This is a genomic window from Aromatoleum buckelii, from assembly GCF_012910785.2.
Taxonomy (GTDB): domain Bacteria; phylum Pseudomonadota; class Gammaproteobacteria; order Burkholderiales; family Rhodocyclaceae; genus Aromatoleum; species Aromatoleum buckelii.
The window spans coordinates 426,339-444,702 of sequence record NZ_WTVH02000010.1 but is presented as its reverse complement, the minus strand read 5'-3'; the positions used below and the strand labels follow the sequence as shown (position 1 = coordinate 444,702).

At 66.3% G+C, this 18,364-nt stretch carries 11 protein-coding genes; all 11 read right to left on the bottom strand.

Going from position 1 to position 18,364, the window contains the following annotated elements:
- Window positions 1–8: 8 nt before the first annotated feature.
- Entirely contained in the window at window positions 9–3,080 is a 3,072-nt protein-coding gene (locus GO608_RS12720) for an EAL domain-containing protein (RefSeq protein WP_169198022.1), read from the bottom strand.
- Between the two features lie 711 nt (window positions 3,081–3,791).
- Window positions 3,792–4,292 (bottom strand): hypothetical protein, encoded by a 501-nt coding sequence (locus tag GO608_RS12715; RefSeq protein WP_169198021.1) that lies wholly within the window; start codon window positions 4,290–4,292, stop codon window positions 3,792–3,794.
- Between the two features lie 245 nt (window positions 4,293–4,537).
- A complete protein-coding gene (locus GO608_RS12710) occupies window positions 4,538–5,803 on the bottom strand; it encodes an IS256-like element ISAzo34 family transposase (RefSeq protein WP_169200659.1) in 1,266 nt (421 codons plus the stop codon).
- 199 nt (window positions 5,804–6,002) lie between these two features.
- The gene (locus GO608_RS12705) at window positions 6,003–6,359 is read right to left on the bottom strand and encodes a hypothetical protein (protein ID WP_169200449.1); all 357 of its coding nucleotides are present in this window, start codon (window positions 6,357–6,359) and stop codon (window positions 6,003–6,005) included.
- Window positions 6,360–6,465: 106 nt separating this feature from the next.
- On the bottom strand, window positions 6,466–14,868 hold the full coding sequence (locus GO608_RS12700; RefSeq protein ID WP_169200450.1) for an ADP-ribosyltransferase-containing protein: 8,403 nt from the start codon (window positions 14,866–14,868) through the stop codon (window positions 6,466–6,468).
- A gap of 10 nt (window positions 14,869–14,878) precedes the next feature.
- Window positions 14,879–16,075 carry a hypothetical protein gene (locus GO608_RS12695; protein ID WP_169200451.1) on the bottom strand — a complete coding sequence of 399 codons (1,197 nt, stop codon included), beginning with the start codon at window positions 16,073–16,075 and terminating at the stop codon, window positions 14,879–14,881.
- Complete coding sequence (locus tag GO608_RS12690) at window positions 16,062–16,310, bottom strand: hypothetical protein (RefSeq protein ID WP_169200452.1); 249 nt, start codon at window positions 16,308–16,310, stop codon at window positions 16,062–16,064. The genes GO608_RS12695 and GO608_RS12690 overlap by 14 nt, the downstream gene beginning before the upstream one ends.
- Window positions 16,310–16,735, bottom strand: a complete 426-nt coding sequence (locus GO608_RS12685; protein WP_169200453.1) for a hypothetical protein — start codon at window positions 16,733–16,735, stop codon at window positions 16,310–16,312. The genes GO608_RS12690 and GO608_RS12685 overlap by 1 nt, the downstream gene beginning before the upstream one ends.
- A gap of 54 nt (window positions 16,736–16,789) precedes the next feature.
- The gene (locus GO608_RS12680; protein WP_169200454.1) at window positions 16,790–16,984 is read right to left on the bottom strand and encodes a helix-turn-helix transcriptional regulator; all 195 of its coding nucleotides are present in this window, start codon (window positions 16,982–16,984) and stop codon (window positions 16,790–16,792) included.
- Between the two features lie 223 nt (window positions 16,985–17,207).
- Window positions 17,208–17,486 carry a MerR family transcriptional regulator gene (locus tag GO608_RS12675; protein ID WP_169200455.1) on the bottom strand — a complete coding sequence of 93 codons (279 nt, stop codon included), beginning with the start codon at window positions 17,484–17,486 and terminating at the stop codon, window positions 17,208–17,210.
- A 45-nt stretch (window positions 17,487–17,531) separates the two neighbouring features.
- Window positions 17,532–17,885, bottom strand: a complete 354-nt coding sequence (locus GO608_RS12670; protein ID WP_169200456.1) for a hypothetical protein — start codon at window positions 17,883–17,885, stop codon at window positions 17,532–17,534.
- Between the last annotated feature and the right edge of the window lie 479 nt (window positions 17,886–18,364).

The window sequence follows — 18,364 nt, the reverse complement described above, 5'->3', positions numbered from 1 at the left end:
CCGGGAATTCATGTCGCTGCCAGTTCCGGGCGCCACGCCCGCAGCCACGCGGCCAGTTCGTCGGCCGGCAGCGGCCGGCTGAACAGGTAGCCCTGCACCTCCTGGCAGCCGCTCGCGCGTAGGAAGGCGAGCTGTTCCGGTTTTTCCACGCCTTCCGCGATCGTGCGGAACCTCAGCGTGCGGGCGAGGCTGACGATCGCCTCGACGATGGCTTCGCCTTCGGGGTCCTGGGTCAGGTCGCGCACGAACGACTGGTCGATCTTGAGCTTGTCGATGCGGAAGCGCTTGAGGTAATTGAGCGATGAATACCCGGTGCCGAAGTCGTCGATCGACATGCGTACGCCATCCCGGTGCAGCGCGTCCATCATCGCCCCCGCCGCGACAGGATCGTCCATCATCGCGCTTTCAGTCAGTTCGAGTTCCAGGCAACTGGCGGACAGGCCCGCTGCGGCGAGAATGCGCGCCACGACGGCAGGCAGGTTTTGCTGGCGAAACTGGTGCGCCGACAGGTTGACCGCCACCTGGCCCAGCGGCAGCCCGGCGAGCTGCCACGCCTTGAGCTGCAGCAGCGCCGTCTGCATGACCCACTCCCCGATCGGAAGGATCAGCCCGCTGCTCTCCGCAATCGGAATGAACTCCGCCGGTGACACCAGCCCGAGTTCCGGATGTTGCCAGCGGATCAGCGCCTCGACGCCTGCCACGCGCCCGAAGTCGACGAGATCGATCTGCGGCTGGTAGTGCAGCACCAGTTCGTTGCGCTCCAGGGCGCGCCGCAGCGCAGCCTCGAGCCGCAGCGTGCGCGCCGAGCGCTGCTGCATCTCCGCAGTAAAGAACCGGTAAGTGTTGCGCCCGTCGCTCTTCGCCCGGTTCGTCGCGGTATCGGCCCTTTGCAGCAGCGTCTCGAAGTCCTCGCCATCGGCCGGATACATCGCGATGCCGATCGAGGGCGTCACCAGCATCTCGTGACCTTCGATCAGCATCGGGTCGGCGGCGGCGACGATCAGTTTCTCGGCCACATGGGCGGCGCTCTCGACCTGCGCGCGCGGCAGCAGGATCAAAAACTCGTCTCCGCCCAGGCGTGCCAGCGTGTTTTCCGCGCACAGAGCATTCCGGAAACGTTCGGCGATCTCGACCAGCAGCCTGTCGCCGATGCGATGCCCGAGCGTGTCGTTGATGTGCTGGAAGTGATCGATGTCGACATACATCACGCTCAGCGACTCGCCGCTGCGCTGCGCGTTCCCGATCGCCTGGCGCAACAGGTCCGCGAACAGGCTGCTGTTGGGCAGCCCGGTAAGCGTGTCGAAATGGGACAGGCGCCGGATATGCTCCTGCGCCTCGTCACGGCGCGACAGGTCGCGCACGAACAGCGAAAAACATGCTGCACGTCCGGCATCGAACGTCACGCTGACTTCGACCGGCTTGAGTTCGCCCGACTTCGTGCGGTGCCGGGTCTCGAACGTGGCGTTGCCGTCCTCGACCGCGGATTCGATATGCCGTGCCACTTCCGAAGCGTCGGAGGCATCGAGCTGCGTGACATGCATGCCGACCAGTTCATCGCGGCAATAGCCCGAGAACTCGACGTAGGCGTCGTTGACTTCGGTCAGCAGCCCGTCGCGGTCGAGCAGCCAGAACCCGTCCTGCGACGTTTCGAGCACCGTGCGGTATTTCACTTCGCTCTCGCGCAGCGCGGCGCTCGTTCGCGCCTGCTCGGCAACCAGGTCGATGCGGTCGAGCGCGTAGCCGATGTCGGTCACCATCTCGCTGATCAGATCCCGCATCTTCACATCGAACCCCTGGACGGTCGTGTCGTAGAGGTTGAGCACCAGATGCACCTGCCCGCCGCGCAGGATCGGAAACGCTGCAGCCGAGCGCCATCCGAATTCGCGCGCCCGCGCATGCCACGGCCGCGTTGTACTCTCGGCGAGATAATCCTCGACGATCACCGGCCGGTTGCTGCGCCACGCAGTGGCAGTCGGCCCTGCCGATTCGAGGCCGTGCGGCTCGAGCGGAATCACCAGCCCGTCGACATACTCGACACCCTCCCCAAAACGCGTCACCGGGACGAGGTTGCCGCTATCCGGATCGCGGCGCCCGACCCATGCCATCGCCACGCCGCCAAGCTCCACCGCGATTTCGCAAATGCGCCGCAGCAGTTCGGGTTCGCTGTCGACCCGCACGATCATCTGGTTCGTTGCCGAGAGCGCTGCGTAGATCCGGTTCAGCCGGGCATATTGCGCGTCGTGGCAGGCGAGCGCTGCCGCCATGTCGTTGAAGCTGGTCGCCAGTTCAGCGAGCTCATCGCGCCCGGACACCCCAGCCCGGGCCGACAGTTCGCCCTGCGCAAGTTGTTGCGTCACTGCGCGCAACTCGCGCAACGGCCGCACCACGAGCCGCTGCAGCAGCCCGCCGAGCAGAATTAGGAGCAGTACGTAGCCTCCGCTGCGCAGGCCGAATTGTTGCCACCAGACTTCCGCCGCACGAACCCGCACCTCGTCCATCGGCAGCTTGATGCTCATGAGGCCGCGCAGGTCGCCAACTTTGTAACCGTAGGCCTCGCCATAGGTGTCGCGAATCGTCGCGGGCGCCGCGCCGCGCTCGCCGTGGCAGCGCAGGCAATAGGGTTCGAGCCAGATCGGTGCGGTGAAGTGATAGACATCCGGCCCGCCCTCGTCGCGGATTTCGGCAATGCGCTCGCTGGCTGTCGGATGCTGACGAAACCAGTCCATCGCCGCGATTTCGTGCGCGTCGGCGCGGTTGTCCGGATTGCGCGGACGGTCCGAGACGTTGTTGAACCACAAGCCGGTGCTGATCCATCGAGGAAAATCACTCGAGATGCGCGACAGCGCGTGCGCTGGCAGGAAGCCGATGGTTCTTTCATCAACGGGCAGCCCGCTGGCGAGGAACTGCTGCTGATAGACCCGCCGCGTCGCCATCAGCAGCGCCCGCACGACGCGCGCGTGCTCGTCGAGCTCGGCGCGCACCTGCTTTTCGATGCCGCGATAGCCGAGGTACAGGTCGGCACTCATGATCGTGACGATCACGGCAGCGACGCCCAGCCATATTTTCGATTGCAGGTTCATGCTTTCATGTAAGCCATTCGACCGCCCGGGCCGCGACGTGGCCCGAGGGACATTCGTCATTTTCCACGCCGCCAGCATCACGCCGATGGCATGAAAAACGTCATTATGGCTTCGCCGCTGGCCGAATCACGTGCACAAATCAACACCCGCGCGATGATTTGTGGCGGCAGCGAGGCGCCGCGAGCGCCATCCGGCGGTTCTCGCCGGCCCGCCGCGAGGAGGATCGCCGGGCGCGGGGAAGTGCGCCGCGCTGCGGTAGTCACACAACAGAGATGCAACCCGATGACGACGCTACGTTTTCAGCCAGGCTAAACCGCCTTGTTACTCTCAACCTTACTCACATTCGCCATCGCTGCCTTCAAAAACCCCCTCACCCGCTCTATACCTCCGCCCGATCACAAAAGAGCTAAGGCGCGCCGTCGATTTCCTTGTGCGTGCCGATCCGGCGGAGAATTGCAGTATCCCCGTCGATTTCGAACGAGAGCTTGTGCGAATGATTCGGGGTGACGTGGACCGTGTAGATGCTCGGCCTTCGATACCCACCCAACTTCTCAAAGCGAAGCATGGGAGACCGGGGATTCTTAGTGAGGTTGAGGAGCACAGTATCAACCTTCCCCTGGAGGCCGTGATCGAGGCGCTTATAGTCACGCTCAAATCGCCCGGTCATGGCAAGGCGGCGGATGACGACTCCGCCGTTTTGGTGCTCCTGCCTCATCCCGCTTTTAGCAGGGAGAGCATTTGTTCAACTGAACTGAACGGTCCGCTAACTGGTGACAAGTCGGCGTCGTGCTCCATGATCGCCCAGCGAAGCGCGGTCATGGCGGAGTGGAGATGTTGAAATGCCTCGATGGTCTCGTCGTAAGCGCTAAGGACGCAGGCCTCGTGCTCACCCCCGAGTTCGCGATCTTTGACCGCTGATTGTCGCCGAATACGAAATTGCTCGATCAGACGCTCGATGGCACTTTCGGCGTTGTGAATGGTATCGGCCGTAATGTCATCGGGGTCAATCTCGTCTTGTGGCTCTGCCTTGCAGATCAGGTCGGCAAAACGCTCAGCCTTTGCTGCAGCAGTTTGAGCCTCATCGGAAAGAGTGGTGAGCCAGTCGACGACGCCATCGACGGCGCGCAGCAGTGTGAGGTTCGCAGTGCAACTATCTGACACCACGTCGCAAAACTGGTGCACAGCCTCCGGACCTCTTAGCTTAATGTTCATTCGCATTCACTCCATATCACCGTCCTACACGGGCGGTTCCGCTTTCGATTGAGCGGATTTGGTCACTACTCATCCCACAACAAGGCCCGCAAAGCGCGGGCCAATCGGGAAGGTCTTGCCATACTTGAGAGTATAGCCACCGACTCCGATGACGTCAGCTCAGTGTTGCGGATGGACAACGGAAGCGACGGCCAGTTCTGGAGCTAAAGTCAATTCTGGTGTATGGACCCGTCCGGCATGGCTGATCAGGCGGCGAGCCGCTGCTGTTCGTGCTCTTCGTCTTTCACGGGTTCGCCGTCCTTGAAGACGACGCCGCCCATCAGTTCGGCAATGCGCTCAACGCCGCGAATCCGCCGCCAGGATTTCTCGGCTTCCTGCACGAGCTTGAAGGCGAGACCGAGGAAGCTCGAGCGCGACACGCAGTTCTTCGTGCGGGTAGTGCGGTGACGCACGGTGGCGAAAGTCGACTCGATCGGGTTGGTCGTGCGCAGGTGAATCCAGTGCTCGGCCGGGAAGTCGTAGAAGGCGAGCAGCGCGTCGCGATCCCTGACGAGCTTGTCGGCCGCCTTCGGGTACTTCGCCTGGTAGCTCTCGACGAAGCGCTCGAAGGCGCTCACGGCCGCGGCGCGCGTCGGGGCCATCCAGATCTCGTGGAGCTGCGCCTTCGCCTTGGCCTGCAGGCTCTTGGGCAGCGCGTTGAGCACGTTGGCGCTCTTGTGCACCCAGCAGCGCTGCCGGCGGGTTTCGGGGTAGAGCTCGTCGAGCGCCCCCCAGAAGCCCAGCGCCCCGTCGCCTACTGCCAGGCGCGGACCGACTTCGAGGCCACGAGCCTTGAGGTCGCGCAGCAACTCGAGCCAGGACGCCTTCGATTCGCGGTGCCCGTCGCCGATCGTGACCAGTTCCTTGGTGCCGTCGAGCCGCACGCCGATGACGACCAGCAGACACTGGCGGGCATCGTCCTCGCCGCGCAGGCTGGTGTGCACGCCGTCGGCCCACCAATAGACGTAGCGGCTGCCGGACAAATCCCGCTTCATCCAGCCGGCGTAGTCGCTCGCCCACTCGGCCTTCAGGCGGCTCACCACGTTGGGGGAGAGGCCCTTGGCCTCATCGCCGAGCAGCACGGTGAGCGCCTCGCGCATGTCGCCCGTCGAGATGCCCTTCAGGTACAGCCACGGCAACGCCGCCGACACCCGCGCCGAGCGGCGAACATACGGCGGCACCAAGGCGGAATTGAACTTCACCCCAGCGCCCGAGCGGTCACGCACCTTGGGTACCCGCACCTCGACGTTGCCGACCGCCGTGAGCACCTCGCGTGCCGGCAGGTAGCCATTTCTGACCACCGCTCGGCTCCCGCCCAGCATCCGCACGTTCTCGTACTCGGCCAACAACTGCTGCACCTCCACTTCAATCGCCCGCTCGATGAGATCCCGCGCGCCGCGCCGGATCAGCTCCTCCAGCGACAGCCCCACTTCCGATTGCTCAACCGACTGCTCACTCGTATCCTTCTTCAAGGCGCGCCTCCGTGGTTGCTGAAAATTTGGTCTCGACAACTCAATTCTCAGCAGAGGCACGCCGCCTCATCAAGCCCTTCTATCAGGATCTGGTCATACACCAGTCTTGACTATATCTCCCAGTTCTGGAATGTTGAAACGTCTTAAGCCGAACCATACGTAGTTCTTTCTGGAGAAAAACGTGGCGTTCTTTCTACCCTCACCCACCCCACGACGCCCGGCCGCTCACCCGTCGCGCTACACCCCGCGGCGGCACATGCACGGCCGGCAGCAGCGGGTTGCGGCTCGTCACCTCGCCGAAGCGGTAGCGCCGCGTCTCCTCTTTCGTGCGCGCGGTACCGCGATAGGTGACGATTTCCTCCTGCACGATGCCGCGTGCGACCATGCGGCGAAAGGCGAAGGCAAGGGGGCGCCACTTTACCCGCAGCGCCTCGGCCGCAGCGACGGCGCCGACCCATTCCCCCTCATGCGCGACCAGTACGGCCAGCGCCGCGATCTCGACCTGACGGCGGTGTTGCTCGGTGCGATGACTGCGCGGCACGGCGGCTAAGGACACGGGAAACCTCCTGCTCGATGCCGGACGCGCGCCGGCGGACATAGCGGATTTTCCGGGCGATGGGAGTGAGGGGGCGCCCTCACGGTGCGGACACCCCCTTGTCGGGCTACCTGCTGCCAGCGGCGAGCCTTTGCTGGCGCTTCGCATCCTGCTGCTTGAACCGTGCGACAAAGTCGTCATAGAGCTTGGCCTCGTCGCGCTCCATCGTGCGGATCAGGTTGCGCCGATACGCCAGGCTCTTCGACTCGTCGGCCCGGACCGCGTCGATCGCGTCGCGCTGGGCAGAGATGGCTTTGCTGTAGCTGTCGACGGCTTTGCCGAGCCCGAGCAGTTCGGCCTGTTCGTGCTGGATCCTCGACTGCAGGCTGTGCCGCTGGGCGTGGTCCTCGACCTTCACGGCGCGCCGGAACGCGTCCATCGCGTCCGTTGCTTCCTCGGCGTACTTCCAGAACCGCGCCCTGGTGCCCCGGATGTCGCCGGCCGTCTGCACGAACTTGCGCACGATCGGAACCTCCCGGCTCTCGACGTCGGCGAGCGGGAGCCCGTCGGCAGCGGTGTTCTTCACCAAGGCCGCGCTATCGACGAAGAACCGCCCGGTGCCGCCGGTTGCCGTGCCCCACAAGTAGCGCATGGTCTCGGGGCTCACGTCGAGCCAGCCCTTTTCGACCGCGCTGCCGCCCGTGATCGCGTTCAGCGTCTCGGCGCTGCGCTGCCAGACCGTGCCGACCGTCGCGCGCCACAGCTTGAGGTTGTCCGGGCGGCTCTCGTCGAACTTGCTTTCCGGGTAGATCGGCGCGTTCAGGCCGGTGCGGTTGGCGATCGGCGAGGCGATGATCTGCGCGACGGTCGGCAGCAGGAAGAGCACGTTCTTCTCGTCCCCGTCCGCATCCGCCGCGGCGCCCCACACGCTGAACTCGGAAACGAAGTTCGAGGCGAGGTGCAGAGCGATCTTCGCCGGATCTTCGCCGGCCTGCAGTTCGTGCAGCTTGCGGCCGAGCGTGAAGAAAAAGCCGTAGCCGTACGCGATTGGAATTTTCGCCCAGCCCGTGCCCGTCCAGATCGTGGCGTGGCGCTCCTTGGTGAATTCGCCGAGCCTCTCGTATTCGTCCTCGTCGCCGCCGCCGCGGGTCATGGCTATCAGGTAGCCGAGTCCGACCAGCCCCGCGGTCAGCGCCTGGGCCTGGTGCTTGTGCTTGCCCTTGAACAGCGCATGAGCGATCGACGCCGAGCCCTGCACCGCCGGGTTGAAGAACAGATACATCGCGCCCAGCATCGGCCCCAATTCTCCGCTGCGATTGAAATTCACAGTGCTGTTCTTCGCCAGCGCGGCAGCCTGTGCACGGGTCTGGCCCATCTCGACGGCAGTGCGATACGCGGCCAGGCGCATGCTGTTCTCGCCGGCCTGGTTGAGCTTCTCGACCCAGCCGACGAAGGCGCCGACGGTCTTGCGGCCTGCGACACGCGCGGCCCGCAGCGGTCCGCCGTGGCGCGCCGTCTCGAGCAGGCCGGCGTACTCGTCGTAGGCCGCCTGGACGTCGCGCCCGACGCGCTCGAGGTCGGAGAGGTACGCGGCGCCGGTCGATCCGCCATCGGCGCGGTACTGGCGGATCCAGTTCGACGCGTTGCCGGTAAAGGCGTAGCGCAACAGTTCGCCCATCGCCTTCGGGTAGTTCGCGACGGTGCGTGCGGTGAACGCGGCGCCTTCCTCGCCGGTCAGGTTGATCACGCCCGTCGTGAAGTCGCGGATGATGTTCGTCGATATGAATTCGACGTTGTACCCGGTGTAGGCCTTCGACAGCCAGGTGTTGATCATCCGCGCGCTGCGGAAAATCATGTTCATGTGCTCGGCGCCCTGCGCGTTCCAGGCGCGGGCGAGCAGCTCATCCTTGAACTGCACGCGCACCGCGTGGCCCTTCACATACACCTGCGTCTCGCTCGGATCGAGCACGGGGCTGGGCATCATCACGACGTCCAGATCGTGGCTCGTGGCGATGTTGAAATCCTTCGCGCTGCGGCCCCGCTTCAACGCCTCCTGCCCGACGTAGCGCTGCGCATCGGCGAGGTTGTGGAACGTCTCGACGGTGGCGCCGCGGTAGCTCACCGCATAGGCCTTCGCATCGCGCAGCACCTTGCGGCGCACCGGCTGGCCGATGGTGATCAGGTCTTCGTTCGCGGCCTCGATCGCGAGCTGCAACAAGTGCTGCCCGACGCGGTTTTTCTCGACCTGCAGGATCGCCCGCTCGTGGTCACGCAGGATGTTCTCGATGATCCATTCGTCGCGCGCTCCGTGGCCCAGCGCGCGCTTGACCTTCTGCTTCACGGTCAGGCCTCGGCCGGTGCCCTGGTTCGCTGCATCCTCCTCGGGGCCGCCTTTCAGCGGTATGTAGTGCTGGTAAGCCGCGGTCCAGGCGTCAGACATCTCCTGCGTGAGGATGCCGGCGTCGAGCAACAGGCGGCGCGAGTCGTCGGTGATCGCCCGCAGCTGATTGGCCAGGCGCACGAGCTCCGGCCGCTGGCGGTACTGCGCGAGCTTCGCCTGCGCCTCCGCGGTCGTCATGCCGCTGCCGCCGTCGGGCATCTCGCTGTTGAGCTTCGCGATCTGCGCATTGCGCTCCTCAGCGTGCTGCGCGTGGAGAAAATCGGCGACCTCCGCCATCGTGAACCCGGCCTTGCGGATGTCCTGGATGAGCGGTTGCACGCGAAGGGTGCGGAAGTCCTCGACCTGCGTAGCGGTCCGGCCGTGCATGCGTTCCTCGGCGCGGAACACGTCGGCTTGTTCGGAGAGCGTCACGCCCTGCGCCTTCAGCCAATCCTGGATGACGGTGAAGCGGCCGAGCTTGTCCTGCCAGCGGCGTTGAAGGCGACGGGCGAGCGTCTCCTCAGGTAGCGCCGGACGCGCGGGGTTGTAAGGCTGCCCCTGCTGCCCGACCCGTGGCACATTCGGCTCTGCGCCCTGACCCGCCACCTTCGAGCTCGTACGCCATGCGGGTTCGGCCTCTGACCGGTCGGGGCGCTTCTCGTTCTGGCTGCCGTAGTCGATGCTCGGTTCGCGCGTGATGTCCCGCTCGGCCACGCCGAACGCCCCGGAGTTGCCGGTCGCACTCTTGATCTGCTCCGGCTTGAACACGGCGAAGATGTCGCTGATCTCGGCGTAATCCTTGTGCATCGAATCTTCGGCGTTACGGAAGATCACGCCGTCATGGCCGGCCGCTTTTGCCTTCGCCACCACCGCGCCGAAGCTCTGCTCGCGGTACTCGTTGCCCTGGTAATCGACCACGAGCGGGTTCTGCAGCGACAGGTACAGCGGCAGCACGTTGGGGCCTTTCACCGGATCGGCCAGCGTGTCGCCGGTGTAGCCGGACCACTCGGCGGCTTCGGCCTGCTCGGCCGGTGTCGGTGTGTCGAGTTTCTGCGCGATCAACCGGCGCAGGTTCTCCGACAGCGTGTCGCTTTGGGCCGCGTTCTTCAGGATCGCCACGCCCAGCGACGGGCGCGACTGGGACAGCATCGCGTAGCCGGACGCGACTTTCGGGCTGGCAGCGAAGAAGAACGCCCGGCGCGCTGAGCCCGCTTTGGTGTTCGCGCCGAGCGCGAGCGGGTCGAAGAACGTCACGTCGGCCGCGGTGCCGTGATAGACGACGAGCGGCGCGCCTTGTGCGTCGATGACTTTGCTGGCGCCGAACCAGCGCTTGAACTCGGGGGTTTGCGTCTGCCGTGCGCGATAGGCCGGCGCGTCCTCGCGCACGATGTCCGCGTCGAGCGGGTCGAAGGTGCCGGTGTTGCCGATCGCGCTCTTGATCGACGCCGGATCGAAAGTCACGAGCTCGACCGTGCCGTCATCGAACACCAGCGCGGATGCATCGTAGCCGGCGGCGCGCATGCGGCGCGTGGCTTCATCGACCGTCGCCTGCGAGACACGCGACAGCTTGCGCTTCAGCTCCAGATCGGCCGGGTACGCGTTCGCCGATCGGACGAACACCGGCAGGATGTTCGGCCCGGCGTCGCCCGGCTGCTTGACCCTCGAATAGGTTTCGGCGATGAAGTCGTCGCTGCTGACGTACGCACCACGGCCCAACCAGCCCGCGTCTTTGCGGCGCGGGTGATTGAAGTCGAACGACTCTATGGTGTCGCTGGTCCCGTGGAAGAAGACTCGCGGCTCTCCGGTGTCTGGGTCGAGCGCGACTCGATCCACGCGTCGACTTCCTCGACTGTCCGCGCCTGCTCCAGCGTCGCGGGTGCCGGCGGCGGTAGTGGCCTGTTCGGGTCGTCCGGCTGGGTCATCAGCCATTCCCGGATCTGCTGCGCTATTGCTGTCGTCGTCATGTTGCCAATCTCCGAACCAGTTGATGAATGCCGGGGTGCGGACCTGTACCCACTGCCGATACCCGAGCTTAGTACGCCCTTCGGCGCGGGCCTGCTCCCAGGCGGGGCGGCTGCCATGCGCTTCGGCGGTCTGCTCGTGCTCGCTCGCGTACGAGTATGGCTCCGCTTCGGCAACGCGCGCGGCGGGTTTGAAGTTCTGGTCGAGAAAGTCGCCGGAAAACGGGACGCCGGCAGTGCGCAGGCTCAGACCGTCGGCCTGGACCACGTCAGTGAAAATGCCTTGGTGCAGCAGATGCCGCAGCGCGTGAGCGTCGCCGTCGGCCGGCAGTACGATGAACCGCGAGCCCCCCGCACCGACAGCACGAGCGGCACGCCTCACGACACCTTTGAGCTTCGCGATACCGACCGTCGAGTCGTCGGTCAGGAGCGCGGCCGGCAGATCCACGATGAGCTGCACTTCGCCGGCGCGGCGCGTGAACACGAGCGTTGCGTGTCCGCCTTCGATCTGCAGCGCCTTGCCCAGCGTCGCCACGTCCTGCGGCCCGCCGAGCTTCGTCCCGAGCAGCGCGTGTTCCAGTTCCGGTTTCGCGTGAATATCGACGCCGTTGAGCTCGGGCGCGGCGATTGTCTGCGCGCTGCCGTTGGCGTCGATCGTGGCAAACTCATTGTGGTCGATGACGACGTGACCGCGAAAGCCCGGAACCGCCGCCGCGATCGTGCGCGTCAGCTCCAGATCCGCCGCTGACGGGGCGGCGCGGCCAGACGGGTGGTTGTGCAGCACGAAATACCCGGCGGCGCCATAGGCCGCTGCGTCGCGCTGGATGTCCGGGACGATGTTCGGTAGATAGACCGCAGCCGGCAGGCGGTTCGAATAGCCTGCTTCGCCGATGATGCGCCCGCTGGCGTCCGTGTAGAAAACCCGGAACGTCTCGAAGCGTGGATCTCGATAAACCTGCGCCAGGGTGGCGAGGTCGGCGGGGCTCTCGACTACTTGCCCGACGAGTCGGTTTCCGCCGGCAGCGGTGAAGCCTCCGAAGAGCCCGCTACCAAGTACGGAGATGGCGCCTCGACCTTCAGGAAGCCCCCGCCCGGGGTCGCTTCGAGCCGAGAGCCGTCGGGCCAGATCTCGCAGCGCGTGCCGTCCGGTTTGTAGCTGATCGTCGGTAGTGCCGGGTCGGGTTTCGATGTGGTCATAGACGGTGCTCCAGTCGGCCGGTGCGGTGCGGAACGCGGCGGTGCTGCGGACGCTCTTCGCGAAGGCGTCGAGGTGCTCGGGCGTGTTCAACACCTTGTAGTGTGAGGTGCCGCTTTTGAACCGGACAAAGCCGATGCGCTCGCGCAGTTTCGCGAGGTCCTGTTCCGCATTATCCGCCCATCTCGTCAGCTCCTGCGCCTTCGCCCGTGGGGTCTTCTTCAAGCCTGCGACCCGGCGCGCCTCGCTCACGCGCTGCACCAGGTCGTGATACTCGGCGACTGCCGTCGGGTCGCCCGTCCGCTGCTTTGCCTGGTCGATCGCGGCGAGGATCGCGGCGCGCCCGTCGGGCCGGCGCGCTGCTGGCTTGCGTGGGGCCGGGGGAGCGACTGGTGCGGGTGCCGCCTCGATGGACGGAGCCGTTTCGCGCTGCGCCAGCCCCCAGCCGCCGGGCACTTCGACGGGCACCATGTTCAACGTGCGCTGCTTCGCGCTCGCGGCGGCGAGTTTGGCCGATGCGAAAGGCTGGCCGTTCGCCATCAGCGCCGGTGCAGGCGATGGTGTCTCAGCGGGCGCGGGATCGGTAGCCGGCGCTGGATCGGCAGCCGGTGCCGGTTCGGTAGCCGGTGCTAGATCGGTAGCCGGCGTGGCGCTCTGTTCAGCCTGGAACTTCCGTGCCAGCGCGATGAACTTCGACGGCTCCCACTTCACGAGTTGGTCGAGGTGCGCACGTAGTTCCTTGTCGCCGAACTTCGGCCCGAGCTTCGCCTGCATCGCTGGCCACAGCTCGGTGAAGAGCGCTTGTGCCTCGGCTTTTGCAGCCTTGCGTTGCGCGGTGTCGTCCTTCGCCTGAGCCTTCGCGGCTTTCGCCTGGTCCCGCTTGTGGCGGTCGAGCTCGGCGTTGATGCCGTTCGTGCGGCCGGGGATGTTGCGCACGCCGTGATCAAGCGAGGGGAGTGCCGCGGGCGGGATCTGCGGTACCGCAGTGCGCTCCGGCGCCGTCGGGATGGCTTCTTGCGGCACAGTCGGCGAATCGGTGCGCAGGGCCGGCGCCATCGTGCTCGACAAATCGGCCGGCGCCTGGTCGAGCGGCGCGCCTTGTGCCGTGCTGTTCGAGCCGTAGCCCGTGCCGACAGTTGCCGGCGGGACGACGGGGCGGCTCTCGACGTCGTTCTGTGCCGGCTCGATCTCGAGGTCAGCGTCACGTGGTGCTGCGGAGCGATCGACGACGGCCCAGCCGGTGAGGCGATGCTCGACCGCGAGGTCAGCGTCAGGATGCCTGCCTTGCAGGATCCGCAGCGCGACCGTTGCGCCGCCTTTGCACGGGAAGGTTGCGACGGTGTCGGGCGCCTGGTCGGTGAAGACGCCATTGGTCGGCGCCCAGCGGTGGCGCTGCAGTTGATCGCGCAGGTTCTCGACGGTGACGACGGCGGGAGGAGGTAACGTTTCGGTACGCCCTGCGAGCGGCTCGTCGAGGGGGCGGTTTTCAGTTCCGGTCCCTTGAGCCGGTGCGGCGTCCGCGGGGCGGGGAATCGCCGGGTCGGCTTGGCCCGTTATGCCGTCGATGCTGTCGGTTTTTGCCGCTTCGACGGGTGCGGGTGCGGCGCCTTCGGTCGTAGTGGTGTTCGGTTCCGTGGGTGCTGCGCTCGGCTCCGTCGGTGCGGCGGCGCGTGCCTGGTCGAGCAGCGTGTTTTGATCAATCGGCGCCGCTTCCTGCCGCCCGGTGGTGCGGACCGCGTCGCTTTCGAGTCGGGCGATGGCGAGCTCGAGCGGGTCGCCACGCTGCGCAGCGTCGGTCTCGCGCTGCCGAAGGATGGCTTCCTGCTGTGCGAGGGCCGGGTTCAAGGCGGCACGCGCGGCCGCTTCGATGCTCTCGGGCGTGAAGTCCATGCCGGTGGTGGCATCTTCCAAGGGCGCGCGCAGCTGCGTGGCAACGTTCGCGGTCGTCGCGCCAGCCCCCATGCCGAGCCCGGCGATCATGCCGTGCGCGGCCGCTTCGGGAACGCCTTCCGCCCACGGCCGGTCGGTCGCGAGGTTCGTGAACACCTGCTCCTGCGCCGACTGCGGCAGCTCCTCGACGATGCCTTCCTGTGCCGCGCCTTTGACGATCTTCTTGCCGGCGTCGACGGCGGTGTTGCGCTGGCCTGCGCCGAGTCCGATCGTGCCGGCGGCCGTGTCCGCGTCGGGCAGAACCTTCGCGGCCAGCCGGCCAATCGCAGCGGTCCCGACCCCTCCGGCGACTGCGTAGGGCGCCGCCTCGGACCACGTCCGGCCTTCTTGTCGCGCACCTTCCTGGATCGAGCCGGCCGCGGTCGCGCCTTCCGTGGCGCTGCCGACCGTCGCCAGCCGAGCCAGGATCTCCGGGCGCTTGAGAAACTCCCCCGCAGCAGCGGTGCCCGGCGCGATGCCAGCACGGGCAAGCAGCCCCGTCGCGGCACTGCGCACGGCACCCGCGGAGCCGAGCATCAGCGGTGCGGATTCAGCCATCGCCCCGACGGCGGTAGCAGGGTTCTCGAGCAGCGCACCAGCCGTATCGACGAAGCCGTCAGCGGCCTGCACACGGGCGTTCTCGGCCTTGCGCGCCTCGGAGTAGCCCGAGCTGATGATTTCCTTCGTCCGCTTCGGATCGTAGCCGACGTGCGCCAGCGCATCCCCGGCGGCGTTGCCGGTCAGCAGATCCGCGACGCCGACGACGGCTTCGCCTGCGCCGACAACGCCTTTCGACAAGTCGAGCCCCACGTCGGAGACCCGTTCGAGCGCGCGCCGGCCAAGGCTCTTTTCTTCCGGCGCGATCGGTTGATCGGTGCTCGGCGGTACCGGCGCGGCAGCACGCGACGGCAGCGGCCGCGCGGCGAGGAACTCGGCGATTTCGCTGTCGGTTACGCCGTCCGCGTGCGCACGGTCGAGGTTGAAGCCGTGCTTGGCGGCGAGATGGGCGGCAATCGCGGTGTCTTGTGCGCCGTCGGCGCGGGCCTGCTGTAAATTGAACGACATGTGTTGAGCCTCAGCGGAAGTACCGGTCGAGGTTGTTCGGAGCGGCGACGGGTGCGCCGCGCTGGTCGGTGGCTTGCGGCGCCTGGCCGGGGCGGTTGCCGGTCGTGATGCTCGGCACGTCACCGCTGCCTGCTCCGGCGCCCAGCTTCAGCCGGATGTCGCGGCGCAGCTCCTCGACGACCGCCGGATCCTTCAGCTGCATCTGTGCGAAAGGATCATCGCTGGCTTGTGTCCGAAGTGCCGCAAGCTGCCGCTCAACTTCAGCGTCGACGGCTTCGGTCGAGGCGCTGCGCCAGTAGCCCGCCTTCTTCGCTTCCGGCGGCACATAGGGTTGTTCCTGCGCCGCGGCGTCCTGCAGCACCGAGAACAAATCCGCTTCTTCCGGCGTGGCCGTGCCGGTCGCGACCTTGCGCGCAAGCGCCGCCCGCGTTGCCTGCTCCCGAGTCTTCGCGCTGAAACCCGTTGTCGGATTCGAAGCTGCCGACGATCGGCCGCCCGTGCCCGGCGCGGGTGCCTGGTTGCGTTGATGCGTGAGGGCGTCGGCGGCGCGGGTCTGCGCCTGGTTCTCGACGGTCCTGGAATGTAGTTCGCGCAGCTTGAGCTGGCGCTCCTGCTCGTCGCGCATGTCGCTAACCCCAACCAATGCGCCCAGCCCAGCTTCGGTGAGCACATCGCTCGGCTTGCCGTCGGGCCCGAGGATCGTGAACACCGTCGTCTTGCCGCCGAACTCGTCCTTGCCCGGCGCGGTGCTGAACGTCGCTCCGGCACCGTACATCGACTCGATGCCGCTCTTGAGCCGCACCGGGTCGCGCGACTTGATCGCGCCGATCAGGCCCGACTCGCGGAAGCGATTGACGGCCGGCATCAACTGCTCGATCTGGTCCGGCGCGAGGTCGCCGCTCGCGGCCAGGTCCGAGAAGATCCCGGCATTGACCGCGACCGGATCCGCGTCCGGTCCGGCCTCGCGCCAGCGCTTCGCGTGGATGCCGCGCACCCGCGCCTGGCGTTCGGCTTCCAGCTTCTTCACGGCCTGCTGGTCGCGGTTCCAGCCGTGCTCTTCGTTGAGCATGTCGAGCCGCGCCTGGTTCTGCTGCAGGTGGGTTTCCTGGTTGCGCAACTGCGCGTCCTGGGTGTTCTTCTGCTGAATGAACTGGCTGCCTTGCATCAGGCCTTTGCCGAGCCCGCCAAGTAGATCAAGTCCGGCCATGAGAGTCTCCTTCGATCGAGTTGTGCCCCGCCAGGTCCGTCAGCACCCTGTGCGTCAGGGCGCCGGGCATTTCGGGTGTGCGAGCGGCTGTGATCACCGCGGTCGCTTGCGCTTCCGTTTCGCGTACTGCGCTCCGTGCGTCGTGGATCGCTTCGAGGGCGAGGATGTGGGCAGTCTCCTGCGCGACCACGGCCCCTACCTCGGCGGCGCTGGGGGTGCGGTGGCGGCGCGCCATCACAGCACCTCGGCAATCGCGGCGCGGTCGATCTCGTCGCGCAGTTCATCGGTCAGGTGTTCGCGGAACTGCACGAGCAGCGCAGCTCGCTCGCTCGGGTCGAACAGATCGAGACCGCCGAGGCGGATATCCGGCTCGTTGTCGTCGCCGCCTTCGGCCTCGAGGAACGGCCGCAGCACGTCGGCGAGGTTTTCCGAACCGAAGCCCGCTTCGTCCGACCACAGCGCCCCATTCGGATATCGAATGTGAACCTCGTCGCGAAACCGGACGAAATCGCCCGGAAAGCGCGGTTCAACCCCGTCGGTGCTCGCTGCCCACGCAACGATGGGGCGTTCGGACACGCGGGTCGTGTAATCGCCAGGTTGCGAGATGACGATAACGGTGATGCGGGGGTCGTGATTGGCGACGACGGTGGCGGTGGTCATTGAGGTGCTCCTGTGAGGTGGCGCGGGATCGAGCTTTGCCGGGCTCGGGAGGGTTTAGCCGTGGATCTCGGCGCGCGGCCGCGAGGCGATCCAGGCCTGCAGTTCGGACCGCGGCCACGCAATGGCGCGGGCGCCGATCTTCAGCGGTGCGGGGAATTCACCGCGGGCCACGCCGCTCCGGATCGCACGCGGCGAGCGGGCGGTGATGCGCGATGCTTCGGGCATTCGGACGAGTTCGTCGTCGGGCATGGGTAGGTCTCCATCAAATCGATGACGGATCTTCGCGGCTGTCGCGGTCGAGGGGTGCCCTTGATGCCATACCCAGCGCGGCAATGACGCTTCTACCGCTCGAAACGCATATGCCTGTGAGCTGTTTTCACAAACCGTGAAGTGCGCTCACGGAGCGGACCGTGCAGACGCAAAAAAGCCGGCGCTCGGCCGGCTTTTCGATGTGGTGAGAGAGAGCTGCGTTTCAGTGCGGCGCGTTCGCCCGCCGGCGTGGATCCTCGCCACGCATCCAGCTGAGCACGTCCGCCTTTCGATAGTAGATCTTGGCGCCGCGCTTGAGATAGTCCGGCCCTTCGCCGGAAACGCGGAAATTCTGCAGCGTATTGGCGGCCAGCTCCGTGACGGCCGCCACGGTCGCGGCCGGGTGGATCGATTCGTCGGGCGCCGCCCAGAAAACGAGCTGGGCTTCGGCTTCGCGCGAGAGGGTGACAGGCGCCAGGGCGGGATTGGTCGACGGGGTCATGAGCGGCTCCTTGGGGTGATGTGTGCGTTAGACATCGTCGAAGAGTCAGCCAGCCCGAGCGATGCACGGGAGCGGACCGGAACCGGGTCGCTCGCGCCGCAGATGCGCCGCAGGGCAGGGATGCCCAGCGCACAGCCCTGGCGCTGCTTCAGCCGTTCCTACCGCATCCACTGTGGCGAGCGCGCGCTCAACATCGCACACGCGCATGCGGTCCGCCTCAGTGACCCAGCTGCGGTTCCTGCGCACCGGAACACCGACAGTGTCCAGGACGTGGAGCCAGATCCGGGAGGTGACGCAGCAGCGCGCCATCATGGCCGGGGCGGTGTCGGCGATAGCGTTGATGCGGTCGTGGAGTTCGGCGAAGTGGGTCTGGTTGATGGTTTCGGCGGCGGTGCTCAAGCGAGACTCCCTGTTTGTCGTTAATCGAAACACGGTATGTGTGTAACCGAATGTTTCCATAACCCATGCCCATCGGGAATGCAACATGTACTCACGTCCTGATCGCTCGACCGTGCGATGTACTCACGGCGTTGCTGCGGCTGACGTTGCGGCCGATGGCGATAGCTAGATGGCGGCGCGGGCTGAGCTCGCCATAGAAATCATTTATCCAATGAACGTGAAGCGCCGGGTGTGCGCCGCCACGTTTCGATACACATCCTCGCGCGCACCGGTTTCCGCTGGGGGCTGGTGGCGCCGCTCACGTTGCCGATGGGGTGCCGCGGGTGAGCACGAGCGCGCCTGTGCTCTTGCACGCGTACTGCCCGACGCGTTGTCGGCGGACGTGAGCCGCGGCGAGTGCTCCCCCGCGCGTACTGCGCCATTTCTTCGATGGGTCGGTGCCTAGTGTGCCGCTCAGGGCTCGCGCGCGCGGGAAATGT

What these genes read in the sequence shown, in the direction of transcription:
- GO608_RS12720 (WP_169198022.1), bottom strand. Translation starts at nt 3,080, where the DNA reads ATGAACCTGCAATCGAAAATATGGCTGGGCGTCGCTGCCGTGATCGTC.
- GO608_RS12715 (WP_169198021.1), bottom strand. Translation starts at nt 4,292, where the DNA reads ATGAACATTAAGCTAAGAGGTCCGGAGGCTGTGCACCAGTTTTGCGAC.
- GO608_RS12700 (WP_169200450.1), bottom strand. Translation starts at nt 14,868, where the DNA reads ATGTCGTTCAATTTACAGCAGGCCCGCGCCGACGGCGCACAAGACACC.
- GO608_RS12695 (WP_169200451.1), bottom strand. Translation starts at nt 16,075, where the DNA reads ATGGCCGGACTTGATCTACTTGGCGGGCTCGGCAAAGGCCTGATGCAA.
- GO608_RS12690 (WP_169200452.1), bottom strand. Translation starts at nt 16,310, where the DNA reads ATGGCGCGCCGCCACCGCACCCCCAGCGCCGCCGAGGTAGGGGCCGTG.
- GO608_RS12685 (WP_169200453.1), bottom strand. Translation starts at nt 16,735, where the DNA reads ATGACCACCGCCACCGTCGTCGCCAATCACGACCCCCGCATCACCGTT.
- GO608_RS12680 (WP_169200454.1), bottom strand. Translation starts at nt 16,984, where the DNA reads ATGCCCGACGACGAACTCGTCCGAATGCCCGAAGCATCGCGCATCACC.
- GO608_RS12675 (WP_169200455.1), bottom strand. Translation starts at nt 17,486, where the DNA reads ATGACCCCGTCGACCAATCCCGCCCTGGCGCCTGTCACCCTCTCGCGC.